Annotated in this window: 18 protein-coding genes and 1 pseudogene; 5 read left to right on the plus strand and 14 right to left on the minus strand. The window is 45.6% G+C overall.

The features are described from left to right. Positions 1 to 435 (plus strand): annotated as a pseudogene (locus DK430_RS09545) (poly-beta-1,6-N-acetyl-D-glucosamine synthase); the annotation flags it as partial. Between the two features lie 2 nt (positions 436 to 437). Next, positions 438 to 722: an HmsD gene (locus DK430_RS09550; RefSeq protein WP_109078835.1), complete on the plus strand. Its 285-nt coding sequence runs from the start codon at positions 438 to 440 to the stop codon at positions 720 to 722. Between the two features lie 260 nt (positions 723 to 982). Here the strand turns inward: DK430_RS09550 and DK430_RS09555 are convergent, their stop codons facing one another. The 9 genes from DK430_RS09555 to DK430_RS09595 form a co-directional block, all read right to left on the minus strand. Further along, a complete protein-coding gene (locus DK430_RS09555; RefSeq protein ID WP_109078836.1) occupies positions 983 to 1,312 on the minus strand; it encodes a DMT family transporter in 330 nt (109 codons plus the stop codon). Between the two features lie 274 nt (positions 1,313 to 1,586). Next, positions 1,587 to 2,435: a Dam family site-specific DNA-(adenine-N6)-methyltransferase gene (locus tag DK430_RS09560; protein ID WP_109078837.1), complete on the minus strand. Its 849-nt coding sequence runs from the start codon at positions 2,433 to 2,435 to the stop codon at positions 1,587 to 1,589. Positions 2,436 to 2,440: 5 nt separating this feature from the next. After that, complete coding sequence (gene aroB / locus DK430_RS09565; protein WP_109078838.1) at positions 2,441 to 3,529, minus strand: 3-dehydroquinate synthase; 1,089 nt, start codon at positions 3,527 to 3,529, stop codon at positions 2,441 to 2,443. 34 nt (positions 3,530 to 3,563) lie between these two features. After that, positions 3,564 to 4,091 carry a shikimate kinase AroK gene (gene aroK / locus DK430_RS09570; protein ID WP_109078839.1) on the minus strand — a complete coding sequence of 176 codons (528 nt, stop codon included), beginning with the start codon at positions 4,089 to 4,091 and terminating at the stop codon, positions 3,564 to 3,566. A gap of 214 nt (positions 4,092 to 4,305) precedes the next feature. Then, positions 4,306 to 5,715, minus strand: coding sequence for a type IV pilus secretin PilQ (locus tag DK430_RS09575; RefSeq protein WP_109078840.1), 1,410 nt, complete (start codon positions 5,713 to 5,715; stop codon positions 4,306 to 4,308). A gap of 10 nt (positions 5,716 to 5,725) precedes the next feature. Further along, positions 5,726 to 6,121 carry a competence protein ComD gene (locus DK430_RS09580; RefSeq protein WP_109078841.1) on the minus strand — a complete coding sequence of 132 codons (396 nt, stop codon included), beginning with the start codon at positions 6,119 to 6,121 and terminating at the stop codon, positions 5,726 to 5,728. After that, positions 6,121 to 6,645: a competence protein gene (locus DK430_RS09585; RefSeq protein WP_109078842.1), complete on the minus strand. Its 525-nt coding sequence runs from the start codon at positions 6,643 to 6,645 to the stop codon at positions 6,121 to 6,123. Before DK430_RS09585 ends, DK430_RS09580 begins: the two co-directional genes overlap by 1 nt. Further along, positions 6,642 to 7,160 (minus strand): PilN domain-containing protein, encoded by a 519-nt coding sequence (locus DK430_RS09590; protein ID WP_109078930.1) that lies wholly within the window; start codon positions 7,158 to 7,160, stop codon positions 6,642 to 6,644. Before DK430_RS09590 ends, DK430_RS09585 begins: the two co-directional genes overlap by 4 nt. 10 nt (positions 7,161 to 7,170) lie before the next feature. Continuing rightward, positions 7,171 to 7,980 (minus strand): type IV pilus biogenesis protein PilM, encoded by an 810-nt coding sequence (locus tag DK430_RS09595; RefSeq protein WP_109078843.1) that lies wholly within the window; start codon positions 7,978 to 7,980, stop codon positions 7,171 to 7,173. A gap of 128 nt (positions 7,981 to 8,108) precedes the next feature. Here DK430_RS09595 and DK430_RS09600 point away from each other — a divergent pair, with 128 nt between their 5' ends. The 3 genes from DK430_RS09600 to gorA all read left to right on the plus strand — a co-directional run bounded on the left by DK430_RS09600 (position 8,109) and on the right by gorA (position 13,090). Continuing rightward, entirely contained in the window at positions 8,109 to 10,676 is a 2,568-nt protein-coding gene (locus DK430_RS09600) for a penicillin-binding protein 1A (RefSeq protein ID WP_109078844.1), read from the plus strand. Between the two features lie 93 nt (positions 10,677 to 10,769). Next, entirely contained in the window at positions 10,770 to 11,615 is an 846-nt protein-coding gene (locus tag DK430_RS09605) for a 23S rRNA (adenine(2030)-N(6))-methyltransferase RlmJ (RefSeq protein WP_109078845.1), read from the plus strand. Between the two features lie 104 nt (positions 11,616 to 11,719). Further along, on the plus strand, positions 11,720 to 13,090 hold the full coding sequence (gene gorA, locus DK430_RS09610; RefSeq protein WP_109078846.1) for a glutathione-disulfide reductase: 1,371 nt from the start codon (positions 11,720 to 11,722) through the stop codon (positions 13,088 to 13,090). Between the two features lie 49 nt (positions 13,091 to 13,139). Here the strand turns inward: gorA and DK430_RS09615 are convergent, their stop codons facing one another. From DK430_RS09615 to DK430_RS09635, 5 genes are all read right to left on the minus strand, one after another. Then, positions 13,140 to 14,597 carry an FGGY-family carbohydrate kinase gene (locus DK430_RS09615; RefSeq protein ID WP_109078847.1) on the minus strand — a complete coding sequence of 486 codons (1,458 nt, stop codon included), beginning with the start codon at positions 14,595 to 14,597 and terminating at the stop codon, positions 13,140 to 13,142. An 81-nt stretch (positions 14,598 to 14,678) separates the two neighbouring features. Continuing rightward, complete coding sequence (locus DK430_RS09620; RefSeq protein WP_109078848.1) at positions 14,679 to 15,665, minus strand: TRAP transporter substrate-binding protein; 987 nt, start codon at positions 15,663 to 15,665, stop codon at positions 14,679 to 14,681. Positions 15,666 to 15,752: 87 nt separating this feature from the next. Then, positions 15,753 to 16,742 (minus strand): TRAP transporter substrate-binding protein, encoded by a 990-nt coding sequence (locus DK430_RS09625; protein WP_109078849.1) that lies wholly within the window; start codon positions 16,740 to 16,742, stop codon positions 15,753 to 15,755. Between the two features lie 41 nt (positions 16,743 to 16,783). Beyond that, positions 16,784 to 18,061, minus strand: coding sequence for a TRAP transporter large permease subunit (locus tag DK430_RS09630; RefSeq protein ID WP_109078850.1), 1,278 nt, complete (start codon positions 18,059 to 18,061; stop codon positions 16,784 to 16,786). Beyond that, positions 18,058 to 18,540, minus strand: a complete 483-nt coding sequence (locus DK430_RS09635) for a TRAP transporter small permease (RefSeq protein WP_109078851.1) — start codon at positions 18,538 to 18,540, stop codon at positions 18,058 to 18,060. Before DK430_RS09635 ends, DK430_RS09630 begins: the two co-directional genes overlap by 4 nt. Positions 18,541 to 18,550: the final 10 nt, after the last annotated feature.

The following is an 18,550-nucleotide window of genomic DNA, read 5'->3' on the forward strand; positions in this document are numbered from 1 at the left end:
CGTTTACGTTGGGCGCAGGGTGGCGCGGAAACCATCATGAAATATTTCCCACAGGTCTGGCATTGGCGCAATCGTCGTTTATGGATTATGTATATTGAATATTTTATTACTGTAGTTTGGGCAGTTCTTTGGGTTTCATTTGTCAGTGTTGCGCTCTATAAAAAATTTGTGCTTGGAATTAATATTGAGGATATACGACTCTTTGAAGCCAATATTTCAATTATGTTTTTTGCTTTCTTTTTACAGAGCCTATTAAGTTTGTATATTGATTCTCGGTATGAAAAAGGGTTACTGCGTTATGGTTTATCCTGTATTTGGTATCCCTATATTTATTGGTTGCTGAATACGGCAACGCTATTGATTGGTATCCCGAAAGCTATTTTCCGCAATAAATCAAAATTTGCCGTCTGGACCAGCCCGGATAGAGGAGTATAACCATGTCGTCATCGGATGAACTACGAAAGCTTATGGTGATTAATAAAAGGAAAAAATTACCGACAGCGTTAAGAATAAAAAGTTTTATCTTAGATATTCTTACTTGGGGGCTATGGGGATATAGCATTACACTTATTGTTTGGCATGCAGAAGATATTTTTACCCAACCCATAATAGAGCATTTTTTCTTTCATGATGTCATCGGATTAATGTTTATCGTTGTTATTTCTCTTTTTTTAGCGGTGTTTTTTTGGTCTATGCTTATACAAATCCCAAAGAAGGCATAAATCATCAGCATGATGTAGCAATTACACAAAGAATTAACAGATTGAAAAAATGATAATCTACATTTATTTTGACGTTGTTTTAGTTTGCAATATTAAACAAGAGAGCCTCTAGAGCAAAAAGTATATAGATAAAACAAAAGTCGCCTGAAAACCTGATTTCCAAGTTTTCAGATGACCTTTTATATAAATTTCACGAAAATTCCTTTTTTTGTCATAGCTTGTGAAATTTTCTGTCGTTCTCACGCGTTGAAATCAGGACATTAATGTCCACCCATTTGTGAAAATGCATTTAAAATCACGACGCCCGCAAGAATAAAGCCTAATCCGACAATGCCCCATAAATCGACTTTCTGACCGAAAATAAGCACACTAATCAAAGATGTCAGAACAAGCCCTACACCTGCCCAAATAGCGTAAGCCGTACCCAGTGGAATATCTTTTAACGCAAGTGACAGAAAATAAAAGGCACAACCGAAGCCGACAATAACGCCTAAAGATGGCAACAATTTGCTAAATCCGTTACTCATTTTTAACATGGATGAGCCAAAAACTTCACTGATAATGGATAATGATAAAAATAACCAATGCATAAAAATCTCTCTAATTGTTGTAAATATGTGGTTATTTTATTAAAAAATGAATTTAAATTGCAGTCTTGTTTTTTTAAAAATCTGCGCAAGTGGTGTTGTATATTGATAATAATCACTACTGAGTCATTTATCCTATGCCTCGACAATTGCCAATGAAAGTAGTTATTGAAAAAATTCCGGTAATTGAATTTCGTCAAGAGAGTCGTTATTTGCAAAATATCTCTAGGGCGAAGAGACATCAGTCAAATGGGAGAGGCAATTGACTGGTTTATGATTATTTAGCCTTAAACATCGCAATCAACTCCCTCACCTTAATGCGTTTATGCGGTGCTTGGCTGATGGAGCGTTGGACTTTTAGGCGGCAGATTTTGGCGCCTTGGTAGATTTCGCGGGTGAAAGGGGTGTCATGGTTGGAGATCAACACTTGGATGTTGCGCTGTTCCATGGTGTTTTTCGCGAGGTTGGCGAGATCACGTTGGTGAGCGATAGAAAATTCATTGCCGGCATAATTGGTGAAGTTGCTGTCTTGCGAAAGCGGGGCATAGGGCGGGTCGCAGTAAATCACGGAGTTTTCGTCCGCCATTTGGAAGGTTTGCTGAAAATCGGCGCAAATAAAGACCGCACTTTGTGCTTTGGCGGCGAAAAAACGCAATTCTTCTTCCGGGAAATAATGGGTTTTGTAATCGCCGAAAGGGACGTTAAATTCGTTTTTCGAGTTGTAGCGGCATAATCCGTTAAAACCGAAGCGGTTTAAATAAAGGAATAACACGGCGCGTTGGAAAACGTCAGTGCTTTGGTTAAATTCTTTGCGTTTGGTGTAGTAGTACAATTCCGTATTGGCTTCGGGGTGGAAGAAAATGGGTTTGCACGCCTGAATGTAGCGCTCGACGTCTTGTTTGACGATGTTGAATAAATGGATCAAATCGGGGTTGATGTCCGCCAGAATGTAGCGTTTGAAGTTGCTGTTGAGAAACACCGCGCCGGCACCCACAAAAGGTTCTACCAGACATTGTTTGCGTTTTGGCAGCAAGCGGTTGATTTCGTCCGTCAGGCGATATTTACCGCCCGCCCATTTAAGAAACGGGCGGCTTTTGGTTTTAACGGATTTGGCGGGTTCAGGCATGTGGATTAGTCAAACTGGGAACAACGATTGATGGCGTCAATCACCAGATCTTGCGCAATATCCGTTGCCACATATGCCTGACCGAGCGATTTGAGCAACACTAAACGCAATTTACCGTTCAGCACTTTTTTATCGCGCATCATCAGCGGCAAATAATCCTGTGCCGTCATGCCGTCCGGTGAAACCGTTGGCAAGTTAGCGCGCGCCAAGAGTTTTTCTAAACGTGCTACATCGGCAGGCGTTAAATCGCCTAATATTTCCGATAACGCCGCCGCCATCATGCAACCTGCCGCCACTGCTTCTCCGTGTAGCCAGTTGCCGTAGCCTAAATGGGCCTCAATGGCATGACCGAAAGTGTGACCGAGATTTAACAGCGCACGATCGCCTTTTTCCGTTTCGTCGCGTGCCACAATATCCGCTTTTAATTGGCAGCAACGGGCGATACATTGTTGTAGCGCGTTTTGGTCAAGGGAGACTAACTCGTCAATGTGTTGTTCCAGCCATTCAAAGAACGGGAAATCCAAAATTGCGCCGTATTTAATCACTTCCGCCAAGCCCGCATTGATTTCGCGTTTCGGTAGGGTGTTTAAGGTTAAAGTATCCACAATCACCGCGTTCGGCTGATAAAAAGCGCCGATCATGTTTTTACCTAACGGATGGTTGACGGCGGTTTTACCGCCCACGGAAGAATCTACTTGCGCCAATAAGGTGGTCGGGATTTGAATAAAGCGTACGCCGCGTTGATAGCTTGCCGCCGCATAACCGGCAACATCGCCGATGACGCCGCCGCCTAACGCCACGATAGTGGTGTCACGACCGTGATTAGCCTGTAAAAGTGCGGTGAAAATGAGGTTTAAAGAATCGAGAGTCTTGTATTGTTCGCCGTCGGGCAAAAGAACATGTTCAACGATACAGCCGATTTTTTCTAAAGTGGCGGTGACAGTGGCAAGATAATGTTGTGCAACGGTCGGATTAGTCACGATCATGACTTTATTGCCGGATTTCAGCGGATAACAACCGGTATCTGTTAATAACCCTGCGCCGATATGAATCGGGTAGCTTCTTTCTTTCAATTCAACATTTACACACAACATTTATTTTGCCTTTTGGGTGAGTTAACCGTTTGTATTAACCGTTGTCGTTATCAATCAGGTCGATAATTTGTGTCGCCATCACTTTGGCGCTTTGTTCATCGGTCGGGAGGGTAATGTCCGCCACTTCTTCATACAATGGGTTGCGGATTTTTGCCAGATCTTCCAACACTTGACGCGGGTCGGCGACATCTTGCAACAGAGGGCGTTTTTTATCCCGCAGGGTGCGTTGATATTGCTTTTCCACGGTGGTTTCCAGATAAATCACGATGCCGCGCGCGGAAAGGTGATTTCGATTGTCCTTAGATAACACCGCACCGCCGCCGGTGGACAACACGATGCCCTGACGTTGGGTTAATTCGTTAATAATACGTTCTTCTCTTTTCCGGAAACCCGCTTCGCCCTCAACATCAAAAATCCAGCTGATATCTGCACCGGCGCGCTCTTCAATTTCCGCGTCGGTATCCACAAAATCCATGTTGAGTAATTGTGCGAGTTGGCGACCGATTGTGCTTTTGCCTGCGCCCATGGGTCCCACTAAGAAAATATTACGTTTTTCTGCCATTGTTATAATCTTTTATTTATGTCATCGGAAAGAATGTGATCTTTTAGAAAATAAGAAACGACCGCAAATACTCAAATGTGGTCGTGTGAATGCTTTTTGATATAGAGTTGAAAAGATCACCCCAAAATTAGGGGGAATTATCGCAATAAACCGCTATTGTTTTCAACCTAAACAGGAGAATTATTTTGCCTATAATCGGGAAATGCCGAATGATTCACTTTTTCGGTTGGGTTTTGCTTTCTCCCTTTGTGGAAATGTTGGCATCGCTCTCGGCACGTTTTTGTTTGAAGGATTCCAAGGTTTCGCCGTGACGCAAAATATGCGGTGTGACGAAGATCACCAATTCTCGTTTTTGATGGCGTTCGCTTTCCTTGCTGAACAAATGCTTGATGCCCGGAATATCGCCCAGCACCGGCACTTTATCCGTGCCTTTGGTGATGGTGTCATGAAACACGCCGCCGAGTACGATGGTTTCGCCGTCCCTGGCGAAGACTTGCGTATTAATTTCCTGCTTATCAATGGACACCACCTCGCCCAAACCGTACGCCACGCGGCTGCCCGGTGAGTTTTGGCTGACGATTAAATCCAACAGAATTTGTTTATCCTGCGAAATATGCGGCGTCACTTCCAAGCCAAGCACCGCTTCACGAAATTCCACGCTTTGCGAACCGCTTTTTTCATTCACCAAAATGTAGGGCAATTCCGTCCCCTGTTTAATGCTGGCGCTTTTCTTGTTGGTGGTCAGCAAACGCGGGCTGGCGATAATTTCTACATTATTTTCCCGTTCAAGTGCGGTCAATTCTAAGTCCAAAAGTCGCCCGTTGATTTTCGCCACCTGTAACGCCACGGAACCCGCCGGTGTGTTGGTGGTGGGGAAATTTACATTGAGCTGATTAGCAATATTATCAAAACCATTGCCCGTCAAGCTGCCGCCCACGCGATGAGCGTTGTCCGTCGGACTGAAAATCCCCCAACGCACGCCCAGTTCTTTTAAACTTTCATCGTTAATGGTAACAATGCGCGCTTCAATGGCGATTTGTTCAATGGGTTTGTCCAGTTCTTTAAGTAATTTTTTGATATTGCGAATGGAACGCGGTTCATCTTGGATCAGCAACAAATTACTGCGATCATCAAAGGTAATGCTACCGTTAGGTGATAATAAGGAACCGCTTCCGCCGGTAAGCGATTTCATCACTTCCGAGGCTTTGGCAAAGTGTAATTTGATGGTGGCGGTGGTCAGCTGCGCCGGTTCTTCCGACATTGGTGCGGCAATGGGGAAGGGCTCTTCCATTTTGCCGGCAAATTTTGCGTTAGTGTCACCTTTGGTGAAATAATAAATGCCGTTTTCCTGCCACAAATCCAGCTGTTTAATTTTCGCCACGGAACGGAAGAGCTGATCCAAATCCACGTTTTCCAGTTGCAGCGACAGCGTGCCTTGCAACTCGTCGTCAATAATCAAATTGGTGTTTTGAGCGAGCGCCAGCTGTTGTAACGTCGGCACTAACGGCGCTTGTTTCAGGCGAATAGAGAACACCGGATTGGGCTCCGTCGCCTGTACCGCAAAACTCAAAAAACACCCGAAAAACAGACCGCACTTTAGTTGTCGAAAAAAGACTGATTTCATTCAAATGTTCCTAAAATTTAATGTTCAATGACGTGGCAAGTTCGCAGTTTTGCGGGTTGTCCCAACGCAAAAACCGAATTTCCTGCTTGCCGATGTTTTCAATGCGTAACTGTTCCGCCGCGATAACATCCCCCGTTTTGGCAAGGCTGACCTGGTTGTCGGCAAGCAACATTAATTGCCAATTCTGTTTGTGTTGCAGCACGCCGATGACGCTGATTTGATTAAATGGCGTTGTCGGGAAAATGGCGTCTGTCCCCTTGTGACATGGCGTTGCGACATTTACGGTTTCTTTTACCGGTTCTTTCGGGTTTACGGCATTTCGTCGGGTTTTGTCAAAAGGATCATTGGCGGTGACGGACAAGCTGAAAAACGCGCCGATGAAGAGGGCAGAAAGTGGGCGTAACATTATTTTTCCTTCGTGTTTAATTGAAATAAAAGTTCGCTGTGAATGGAATAGGGCGCATTGTCTTCAGCGGTTTTAATGATCTGCCATTCCACCAACTCCAGCGTTTCGTTAGCGCTTAAAAGTGCGGTCAAAAATGCATGTAGATTTTTGAAGTGCCCGCGTAGTTGCAATTTCAGTAACGGTTTTTGTCGAAAATCCCATTGGCTGTGCTCGATTTCAAGATTGACGGCAAGTTGCTGAATTTGTTGATTTATCGGCGGAAGTTTGCCTGCCAGCTCCGGCGTGAGTAATTGCTTAGCGGCTTTCTCTTTCAGCGCGGTTAGGATTTTTTGTTGATGGGCAAGATTTTCCTGCCGCTGCTGTAATTGCTGCGCGCTGTTTTCCGCCAGAGTGCGTTGCTGCAGGTAATGCCATGCGGGGAAATAAAGCACCAACATACCGACAAAAATAAGCAATCCCTTTTGTTGCCACGCCACCAGGCGATACCAATGCGACAAGAAGGCGTTTATACCGTTAAATTTCATGGCACCGCCTGCAGGGTTAAATCAAATTGAAATTGTAGGGCGTCCGCTTGCGGTTTAAATTCCGCCAGTTTTACATCAGTAAACAACGGTTGCTGCGTCAGAAATTGATTCAAATGCTGAAATTCTTCTTGGCTGACGCTGTAGCCTTTTAAGGTTAGTTGTCGCGCGTTGAGTGATAATTCGGCGAGCTCTCCCTGTGTGAGCGGTAACTCAGTTAATTGATTTAACAGCGAAAAAACGGTTTTTCCGGAAACAGGATGTAACTCCTCCGAATCCCTTTGCGCGCTTCGAAATTGTTGAATTTGTTGCTGTGTGAGCTGTTGCTCAGGTTGTATTTTTGTCAGTTCGGTTTGTATTTTTTCTGCGGTTTCCGCGTGGCGTTCCGCTAAACCGTCTAGCGTCAGCCAACCGCCCGTGCAGGCAATTGCACACAGAATAAGTTGACGGAGCAACGCTTTATTTTGTCGGCGTTGTAACTGAATGCGCCACGGCAGGAGATTGATGTCTTTTTTCATGGAAAGCATCTCAAATTTTTCCGTCGGCACCAAAAAGTGCGGTGGATTTTGGCGACGTTTCCCGTTGCCACAAGGCGTTACCCAATGCGATGAACGGCAAATCGGTTTCGATGGCGTGCCAGCTTTCGGGAATGTCCTGTGCGTCTTTTTCCGTTCGATAATAAAAGACTTGTTCCGGCTGCTTGTCATAACGTTGGCAATATTGCGCCAAAAGCGCGGTCAGATTTCCCTGCGTTTGAAACAGCGTTTGGGTTTGCTGTAATTTGTGTTGTACCGCCAGCAAACCCGTTTCGTCCTGATACAAAAACACGGCGTTGTGCGGCAGAGCGTGTCCCAGAAAATATTCTGCCGCGCGCAACATGGCTTTGGCGGCGTTGTCCAACACATCGATTTGTAAAGGCATAAATTGTTGTAAATATTCTGTGGCGATTTGTTGTCTAATGGCAAAAATATCCAGCCGAAAGCCCTCTTTTAACGGCGTGGCGGCGTAGTCATACCAAACTTCTTCAGTGGGAATCGGCAACTCGTTGGTTAAGCTGAAACGGCATTGTTGCTCGCATTCCTGAAGACTCAGGTTGTGCGGTAAAATCAGCGTTTTCTGCCAAATTTGGTGGGGCATGATGGCGGTAATAAATTTGTAGGATAATTTTTTGCGCGGATGATTAAAACGGCGATTTAAATGGCCCGTCAATTCCATCAGTTCAAATTCATCAAGACGTAAAAAGTGCGGTTGATTTTGCGGGTCGATCCACGCCGCGTCGATGGTGCCTTGACGATACCAAAGACCGATTTGCAGCGTGGGAATGTGTCTAATAAACATTGGCGTTATCCTTATTTACAATATTTAAGCGAGTTTTTGCTTTTGCTTTCGTGGCGTAATCTTTATACTTAGCAACCAACTATATTTTTAATTCTTTCAACGACAATGAAATAAGTGAGAAATTTTCGATGCGGATCGCAAAATTAATATTAAGTTCCTTATTAACTTTATTTATTCTCGGCTGTATTGTGGCGGGCGTGTTCTATATTCAGCTCAAATCCGATTTGCCGGATGTGGAAACCCTGAAAACCGTTGAGTTGCAACAGCCGATGCAAATTTATACTTCTGACGGTAAGTTAATCGGGGAAGTGGGGGAACAACGTCGGATTCCGGTGAAACTGGCGGATATTCCGGAAAAACTGATTCAGGCGGTGTTGGCGACGGAAGACAGCCGTTTCTATGAACACCACGGGTTGGATCCTATCGGTATCGGTCGTGCATTGATGGTGGCGGTGACCAAAGGCGGCGCGTCCCAAGGGGCGAGTACCATCACTCAACAGTTGGCGCGTAACTTCTTCTTAACGCCGGAAAAAAGCCTGATTCGTAAAGCCAAAGAAGCGATTTTGGCGATTGATATTGAAAATGCGTTGGATAAAAACGAAATTCTCGAACTGTATTTAAATAAAATTTATTTGGGCTACCGTTCTTATGGCGTGGCAGCGGCGGCAAAAACTTATTTCGGTAAGGAATTGAATCAATTGACTTTATCCGAAATGGCGGTGATTGCCGGTTTGCCGAAAGCCCCTTCCACTATGAACCCGCTGTTCTCACCGAAACGTGCGCTGGAACGCCGTAATATCGTGCTTGGGCGTATGTTGGATCAAAAATATATTTCTAAAGAAGAATACGATGCAGCATTAAAAGAGCCGATTGTCGCCAGTTATCACGGCGCGCAAATGGATTTCCGTGCGGATTATGTGACGGAAATGGTGCGTCAGGAAATGGTGAAACGCTTTGGGGAAGAAAACGCCTACACCAAAGGTTATAAAGTGTACACCACCGTGCTTTCCAAAGATCAGGAAACCGCGCAAAAAGCGGTGCGCGATAACCTTATCGCCTATGACATGCGTCATGGCTATCGCGGCGGTGCGCCATTGTGGAAAAAAGACGAAACGCCTTGGGATAACGAGACCATTATCGGCTTTCTGAAAAAACTACCGAATTCCGAGCCGTTTATTCCGGCGGCGGCAGTGAGCGTCGCGAAATCCGGCGCGGAACTTCTTTTGGCTTCCGGCGATAAAATCACGCTACCGAGCAGTGCCATGCGCTGGACGGGACAAGCCAACCCGGTGAAAACCGGCGATCAAATTTGGATTCGTAAGAACGATAAAGGTGATTGGATGTTGGGGCAGATTCCGCAAGCCAACTCCGCCTTGATTTCCTTAAACAGCGACAATGGTGCTATTGAAGCCATTGTGGGCGGTTTTAGTTTCGAGCAAAGTAAATTTAATCGTGCGACGCAATCTTTGGTGCAAGTCGGCTCTTCGATTAAACCGTTTATTTATGCGGCGGCGTTGGAAAAAGGCTTAACCTTATCCAGTGTGCTGCAGGACACGCCGATTGTACTGAAAAAACCGGGACAAAAAGAGTGGCGTCCGAAAAACTCACCGGATCGCTATGACGGTCCGTTGCGTTTACGCGTGGGGTTAGGGCAGTCTAAAAATATGATTGCCATTCGTTCCATGCAAATGGCGGGCATTGATTTTGTAGCGGATTTCTTACAACGCTTCGGTTTCAAACGGGATCAATATTTCGCCAGTGAAGCCCTCGCTTTAGGTGCGGCATCCTTCACGCCGTTAGAAATGGCGCGCGGTTATGCGGTATTTGATAACGGCGGTTACTTAATTGATCCTTATATCATCAATAAAATTTTAGATAATAGCGGTAAAGAAATTTTCGTGGCGAACCCGAAAGTGGCGTGCCCGACTTGCGACAATATTCCGGTGATTTACGGCGAAACGGAAAAACTGGACGGCTTTAAAAATACCGATTTAACACCTGCCGATGAACTTGCCCGCACCGATGAATCGACCAATGGTGAGGAAGTGGATCAAGGCGAAAGCATACCGGACATTCCGGAATTACAACCGCGTGCCGATGCAGTGAAAGAAGAAAATCTGAACCTCATGGCGGACGCGAAAACCAATAGTTCCGAAGTACAATATGCACCGCGTGTGATTAGCGGTGAGCTGGCCTTCTTAATTCGCAGTGCGCTCAATACGTCCATTTACGGTGAACAAGGACTTGGCTGGAAAGGCACCAGCTGGCGCATGGCAAATGACATTAAACGCAAAGATATCGGTGGTAAAACCGGGACGACCAACAACTCCAAAGTGGCGTGGTATGCCGGTTTCGGCGCAAACCTGACCACGGCGGTGTATATCGGTTTTGATGATAATCGCTTCAATTTAGGCCGTGGCGAAGCGGGGGCAAAAAGTGCTATGCCGGCGTGGATTGCCTATATGAAACCGATTTTGCAGGATGTGCCTGAGCGCGAATTGCCGATGCCGGCCAATATCGTAGAAAAGCGTATCGACTTGCGCTCCGGTTTGCTTGCCAACGGCGGACGACTAGAATACTTCATCAAGGGCACCGAACCGACCCGGGCCTATGTGGAAGAACGCGGTTATTATGTGCCAAGCGAACTTCTTGATGGCGGTAGTTCGCCGGGCGGACAACCGGAAGAATTATTCTAAACCGCGACTTATTTCCTAAAGCCCGGCAATCGTCGGGCTTCCTTTTGGGTGAAAAGTGCGGTTGTTTTTTCAAACGTTTTATAAGTAGGAATTATGCTCAGTTATCGTCATAGTTTTCATGCGGGCAATCATGCGGATGTGTTGAAACATATCGTGTTGATGTTGATTATCGAGAGCCTGCAACAAAAAGAAAAAGGTTTTTATTATTTGGATACCCATTCGGGTGCGGGGCGTTATCGCTTATTTAGCGCAGAAGCGGAGAAAACCGCGGAATATGTGGAAGGCATCGGGCGTTTATGGGAACGCGCAGATTTGCCGCCTGAAGTGGCGCGTTATGTGGCGCTGATTAAAAAGCTCAATTATGGCGGTAAGGAATTGCGTTACTATGCCGGTTCGCCGTTGTTGGCGGCAAATTTACTGCGCCCGCAGGATCGTGCGTTACTTATGGAGCTTCACCCGAGTGAATTTCCGTTGTTGCGTAATAATTTCAAAGAATTTGATAATGTGACGGTTAAAATCGGTGATGGTTTTCAACAAGTGAAAGCCACGTTGCCGCCAAAAGAGCGTCGGGGTTTTGTGCTGATTGACCCGCCTTATGAATTAAAAGAAGACTACGATTTGGTGGTGAACGCCATTGCAGAAGGCTACAAACGTTTTGCGACGGGCGTGTATGCCATTTGGTATCCGGTGGTGTTGCGTCAGCAAACCAAACGCATTGTAAAAGGCTTGGAAGCCACGGGGATTCGTAAGATTCTGCAAATTGAATTGGCGGTGCGTCCTGATTCCGATCAACGAGGCATGACTGCCAGCGGCATGATTGTGGTGAACCCGCCTTGGATGTTGGAACAGCAGATGAAAGCCATTTTGCCGTATTTAACCACCGCACTTGTGCCGCAAGGCACCGGCAGTTGGTCGGTAAACTGGATTACGCCGGAATAATTAAGGAATAAGATAATACCGATTAGACCGATTTATCCTATTTGTTTGATTTATGAACACCCTTTGGGCAGAATAGCGCCCAAATTATTAATAAGGAAAAGAGTATGACCAGACATTATGACTACATTGCTATCGGCGGTGGTAGCGGCGGTATTGCCTCCATTAACCGTGCGGCAAGTTATGGCAAAAAATGTGCCATTATTGAAGCGAAACATTTAGGCGGAACTTGTGTGAACGTGGGCTGTGTGCCGAAAAAAGTGATGTTCTACGGCGCGCAAATTGCGGAAGCCATTCATCATTATGCGCCGGACTACGGTTTTGATGTGGATGTGAAAAAATTCGATTACGCGAAATTAGTGGAAAGCCGTCAAGCCTATATCGATCGCATTCATACCTCATACAACAATGTGTTAGCAAAAAATAACGTGGACGTTTTAGACGGTTTCGGTCGCTTTGTGGATAAAAATACCGTTGAAGTGACGTTTTCTGACGGTTCCAAAGAACTTGTTACTGCCGATCATATTTTAATTGCTACCGGCGGTCGCCCAAGCCATCCGCCGGTAAAAGGTGTGGAATACGGTATTGATTCTGACGGTGTGTTTGCATTAGAAGAACTACCGAAACGCGTAGCGGTTATCGGTGCGGGTTACATTGCCGTAGAACTTTCAGGCGTATTCAATAGCTTGGGGGCTGAGACCCATTTGGTTGTGCGCCGCCATGCGCCGATGCGTAATCAAGATCCATTGATTGTTGAAACGCTGGTCGAAGTGCTGGAACAAGACGGCATTCGCCTGCATAAACACGCCACCGTGCAGGAAGTCATTAAAAACGCGGACGGTAGCTTAACCGTAAAACTCGATCATGAAAGCGAAATCATTGTAGATTGTTTGGTTTGGGCAATCGGTCGCGATCCGGCAACCGATAACATTGGCTTGGAAAATGTGGGCGTGGAAACCAACGATCGCGGCTATATCAAAGTAGATAAATACCAAAATACCAACGTGCCGGGCATCTATGCGGTGGGCGATATTATCGAAGGCGGTATTGAATTAACGCCGGTTGCCGTTGCGGCAGGGCGTCGTTTATCCGAACGTTTGTTTAACAACAAACCGAACGAACATTTGGATTACAATTTAGTTCCGACCGTGGTATTCAGCCATCCGCCAATCGGTACTGTGGGCTTAACCGAACCGCAAGCTATCGAGCAATATGGCGCGGAAAACGTGAAAGTTTACACCTCTTCTTTCACTGCCATGTACACCGCTGTCACGAAATACCGCCAACCTTGCCGCATGAAGCTTGTGTGTGTGGGAAAAGATGAAAAAATTGTCGGTTTACACGGCATTGGCTTCGGCGTAGACGAAATGATTCAAGGCTTTGCCGTCGCCATCAAAATGGGCGCCACCAAAGCCGATTTCGACAACACCGTCGCTATTCACCCAACCGGCTCGGAAGAATTTGTGACAATGCGTTAATTGTCCGTGATGAAATGAAAAGGTCTGAATGTTCAGACCTTTTTTGTTATTAAATCAGTATTTTTAATGCGTTGACGAATTGCTGATAGCGTTGGTATTTGCGTTGATAAGCTTCGAAATTATCGGGATTGGGTGTAAATACCTGCATCTCTGCGTTTAATGCCGGCGGTGTCGTTTTGAGCCCATCTGCCTGCATTGCCATGAGTGCGGCGCCTAAACATCCGGTTTCCTCTACGGCAGGAATCTCCAAACGCATACCGGTTAAATCTGCCAACATTTGCATCCAGACCTTAGATTTGGTCGGACCGCCGGTAACACGCAATACATTAGCCTGTGGGAAACGTTGTAACATGCGTTCCAAGTGGTACATCAGGCTAAATAACACACCTTCATAAACCGCTTGTAACAGGTGCATTTGCGTATGGTGGGATTGTATACCGTAGAACCCCGCCTGCATGCCTAATCCTGCGTTGGAGCCGTAAAGAAACGGTACGAATAACACGGAGCTGCTCGCCGGTTTTAAGGCGGCGATACCGTTATTAATGGCTTCGTAATCCGGCAAATTAAATCGGCTCACAAACCATTCCAAATTGCCTGATGATGTTGGGCTGGCTTCATGCACGATAAATTTATTATCTTCCGGATAGCGTCCGTAAACAAAAGGTAACGGCTGTGCCGGATCAATATAATCCGTAATACCGCTCACCACAGACCAAGTCCCTAGCACCACATTCAATTTGGTTTCGTCTTCCAACCCGGCACATAAGGCGGTGGAAACCACATCAAATAACCCGCCGACAACAGGTGTGCCTTCCGCCAAACCACAACATTCGGCGGCGTCTTTGGTGACATGGCCGGCAATGTCATGGGAGGCGATTATGGGCGGTAATTTGTCAAAGATGTCTTTTAAATCCAATAACTTCGCCAGATTTAAGTCGTATTTCCCTTCCTGCATATTGTATAGGTTGGATTCGGAAATATTGGTTTCTTCGCAATGTAACTCGCCCGTTAAGCAAAAACGCAGATAATCATGGGACATTAAAATCGCGCCGATATTCTGATAACGTTTAGGCTCTGTCTCTTTCAGTCGGCGCAAAATGGAAACAGGGTGTCCTGTCCATAAGGTTTGGCGGGTGATGGGGTACAATTTTTCCGGAATGCCTTCCGCTTGCCAACGTTTAACGATGTCAAGGGCACGTTGATCGGAGGATAAAATGGCTCTACCCAAAGGTTTATTTTGTTTATCGAGTAAAAATGCACCTTTGCCTTGCGCGGAAATACCAACGCCTTTAATTTCTTGTGCGTGGATACCACTTTTTGTTACGACGAGACGAATGACATCAGCGGTGATCTGCCACAATTCTGCCATATCCCGTTCGGCATAACCGGATTGCTCGCTAATTAACGGTACGTTCTTGCGTTGAACGCCATATAATTTGCCCTTTTCATCGAATAATGCCGCTTTAATAAAAGTGCCACCGCAATCAACGCCCAAATAATATTTCATTTAAAACCTCAAAAATGGATGCGGTTAAATTCATTCAAAAATCTAACCGCACTTTTACTATGCTACTGATTATGTTACCGACTATTTTGCCAACGCATCGATACGTTTAATCAGCCCATCACCGTTTTTATCGATGAACGCCTTACGGGTTTGGCTTTCAACGGCTTGCTTGAACGGTTTGGTATCTAAATTATCAACAAATTCAATGCCTTCTTTCTTCATTTTTTCAACGATGCCTTGCTCGTTGTCAAAATTTAGTTGACGCTGATATTGACCGGCTTCCCGCGCAGATTCCACAACGGCTTGTTGCAATTGCGGAGAAAGGGCATCGAATTTGGCTTTATTCATCACCACAATGAGCGGAGTATAGCCATGGTTGGTAAAACTGAAATACTTTTGCACTTCATACAGCTTGGATGACCATACAATCCCGATGGGGTGTTCTTGTGCATCCACGGCTTTAGTTTCCAGTGCGGTGTAGAGTTCCGCCAACGGCATCGGTACAGGGTTAGCACCTAAAATTGTGAAAGCTTGGATATACATCGGATTTTGGTTGGTACGTACCTTCAAGCCTTTAATGTCTTCCGGTTTGGTAACAGGGTGTTTGGAGTTGGTGAACGCACGGAAACCCACCTCCCAGAACGCTAGCCCCTTCAATCCTTGTGCTTCCAGCTTTTGTAGCAACTCCTGACCTATATCGCCGTCCAACACTGTATAAGCGTGTTCACGATTTTGGAAAATGAACGGGATATCAATCACATTCAGTTCAGGTACTAAGCCGGTAAAATTAGACGAGCTGGACATTTCCATATCCACCGTACCTCCACGTACGGCACCGATCATAGTTTGCGGGTTGCCGAGTGTGCTATCTGGAAATAAAGACAGTTTAATTTCTCCGCCGGTTTTTTCTTTTAGTAATTCATTAAACTTTTTGGCAGCGGTATGTTGCGTATCACTACGTGGTGCTTCGTAACCAAAACGAAGATTGGTTTCGGCATGAATGTTGCCGGTAAATAATGCTAGACCGGTAGCCAATGTAGCGAGTAGTTTGAGATTGAGCGGTTTCATTGGAATATCTCCCCGTTAAATAGAGACGGGCGGTATGGCAGCTAAAACACTTAAAAAACATACCGCACTTTTAGATGAAAAACGCCGTTATTGCGCCAGCGCATCAATTTGTTTTACCAGCTCGTCGCCGTTTTTATCAATAAAGGATTTGCGTACTTTCTCTTCGATAATGGCTTTAAACGGTGCCGGATCCACTTGTTCGGTGACTTCCACGCCATCTTTGCGCAAGTTGGCAATGATGTCCTGTTCGTTTTTCACGTTCAGGTCACGTTGAAACGCACCGGCTTCTTTTGCGGAATCCAATACGGCTTGTTGTAATTCCGGTGAAAGGGCGTCGAATTTCGCTTTGTTCATGACCACGATAAGCGGGGTATAACCGTGATTGGTTAAACTCAAGTATTTTTGTACTTCATAGAGTTTGGAAGACCAGAAAATGCCGATCGGGTGCTCTTGTGCATCAACGGCACGGGTTTCCAATGCAGTATAAAGTTCCGCCAACGGCATCGGTACAGGGTTGCCGCCAAGTAATGAGAAGGCTTCAATATACATTGGATTTTGATTGGTGCGTACTTTCAAACCTTTAATGTCTTCCGGTTTGGTCACCGTATGTTTGGAGTTGGAGAACGCACGGAAGCCCACATCCCAGAATGCCAAGCCTTTCAAGCCTTGTGCTTCCAATTCTTTCAATAAACTTTGACCGACCTCGCCGTCCAATACTTTGTAAACATGTGCGCGATCTTTGAAAATAAACGGAATATCAATAACATTAAGTTTTTGTACCAAACCGGTAAAGTTTGGTGAGCCGGACATTTCAAGATCAATCGTGCCGCCACGCACGCCCGCGATCATGGTTTGCGCATTGCCCAATGTGCTGTCCGGGAACAGTTTTAATTTCACTTCACCTTTGGTTTTTTCCGCCAGTAATTCATTAAATTTTTTTGCCGCGGCGTGTTGGGTGTCACTACGCGGTGCTTCATAACCAAAGCGCAAACTGATTTCTGCAGAGGCTACGCCACCGGTTAATAAGGCCGCACCGGCGACCAACGCGGCTAAAAATTTAACATTGAACAGTTTCATAACATTCTCCTGATAGTTGAGATTAAATTTTTAATTAATTTTTACAACATCCATTGCAGCGGAACCAAAATTAATGATGGGAAAAAGACGAATAGGAACAACAAGATAATCATCATTGCCATGTATGGCAAGATGCCTTTTGCGGCTTGGTCAAACGGGAGTTTTGACACGCCGGTAATGACGTTTAGTACATTGCCCACAGGCGGTGTGATTAAACCGATAGAGGTGTTCAGAATAAATAACACGCCGAAGTAAACGGGATCAATGCCTGCTTCTTCTACCAACGGCATTAATACCGGGGTTAAAATTAGCACTGTCGGGGTCAAATCCATCACCATGCCGATAATAAAGACGGCAATCATAATGACGATTAATAACAATGTCGGGCTATCGATTAACGGCTCTAACAGATCGGTCATCATTTGCGGGAGTTCCGCCACGGTGATTAGCCAGCCGGTCACGTTTGCCGCCGCAACGAGGAACATTACGACCGCTGTGGTTTTGGCTGCGGCGAGAACGACTTTGTATAAATCTTTGAATTTCAGCTCGCGATACACGAATAATGAAACCACCAAAGCATAAAATGCGGCTACGGCACCGGCTTCAGTCGGCGTAAACATACCGGAACGGAAACCGCCGATAATAATCACCGGTAACAATAATGCCCAAATGCTGTTTTTAAAGGAAATACAGAGTTCTTGTTTGGTCGCTTTGGAAAAGGTCATTAAGTCCAAACGTTTTGCCTGGAACCACCACAATAATCCGAGCATGAAGCCCATCATGATACCCGGGAAAATACCGGCTAAGAATAATTTCGTAATGGAAACACCGCTTGCCACCCCGAATACGATAAACGGAATAGACGGGGGAATAATGGGGGCGATAATTCCCGCCGTGCCGATTAATCCGGCGGATTTGTCTAGTGGATAGCCCGTGGTTTTCATCATTGGCAACAACATTGCCGCCACCGCTGCGGTATCTGCTACGGCAGAACCGGAAAGACTTGCCATGATCATCGCGGCAAGAATCGCAACAAAACCTAAGCCGCCACGTTTATGTCCGACTAATTTCATCGGCAAATCAATAATACGTTTAGATAACCCGCCTTCATTCATGATTTCACCGGCAAGAATAAAGAACGGGATTGCCATCAATGAGAAACTGTCGGCGCCACTGACCAAATGTTGCGCCAAGATCTGTGAATCGAACAGATCCAGATGAAGCATTAACGCCACGCCGCAAATTAATAATGAAAAAGCAACGGGAATACCCAGAATAATGGAGATCAGTAAAACCGAAAGAAAAACGATAACAGTCATGCTTTTTCTCCTTTAGTTAACAAACCGATTCTGGATACGAGACGGGCAAGAAGCAAAATACCGATGAATATACCGGCAATGACGCTGGCAAGATAAGTAATACCTTGTGGTAAACCGGAAATCGGTGCCACGTTTGCGAGGTTTAATTGAAACTGAATCCAACTGCCATCAACGATGAGGTAGCAACAGAACAAGATGGCAATGTCGGTAAAAATGCCTAACATATTGCGTCCTGCCGCGGATAATTTATCGGTTAACATGGTGACACTTACATGTTGATTTTCATTAAAGGCTAATACGGCAGCCAGGAATGTCAGCCACACAAACATATAACGGGAAACTTCTTCGGTGACGTTAATGCTACTATTAAAGCCATAACGCAGCACCACATTGAGAAACACAAGAATTGACATAGCGGATAGAATCAGCACAACGGTGACTTCTATCACTTTGCCAATGAACATCGCGAAAGATTTCATGATGACCTCT

The sequence above is a fragment of the Aggregatibacter kilianii genome (assembly GCF_003129965.1).
In the GTDB taxonomy this organism is placed as follows: Bacteria; Pseudomonadota; Gammaproteobacteria; order Enterobacterales; family Pasteurellaceae; genus Aggregatibacter; species Aggregatibacter kilianii_A.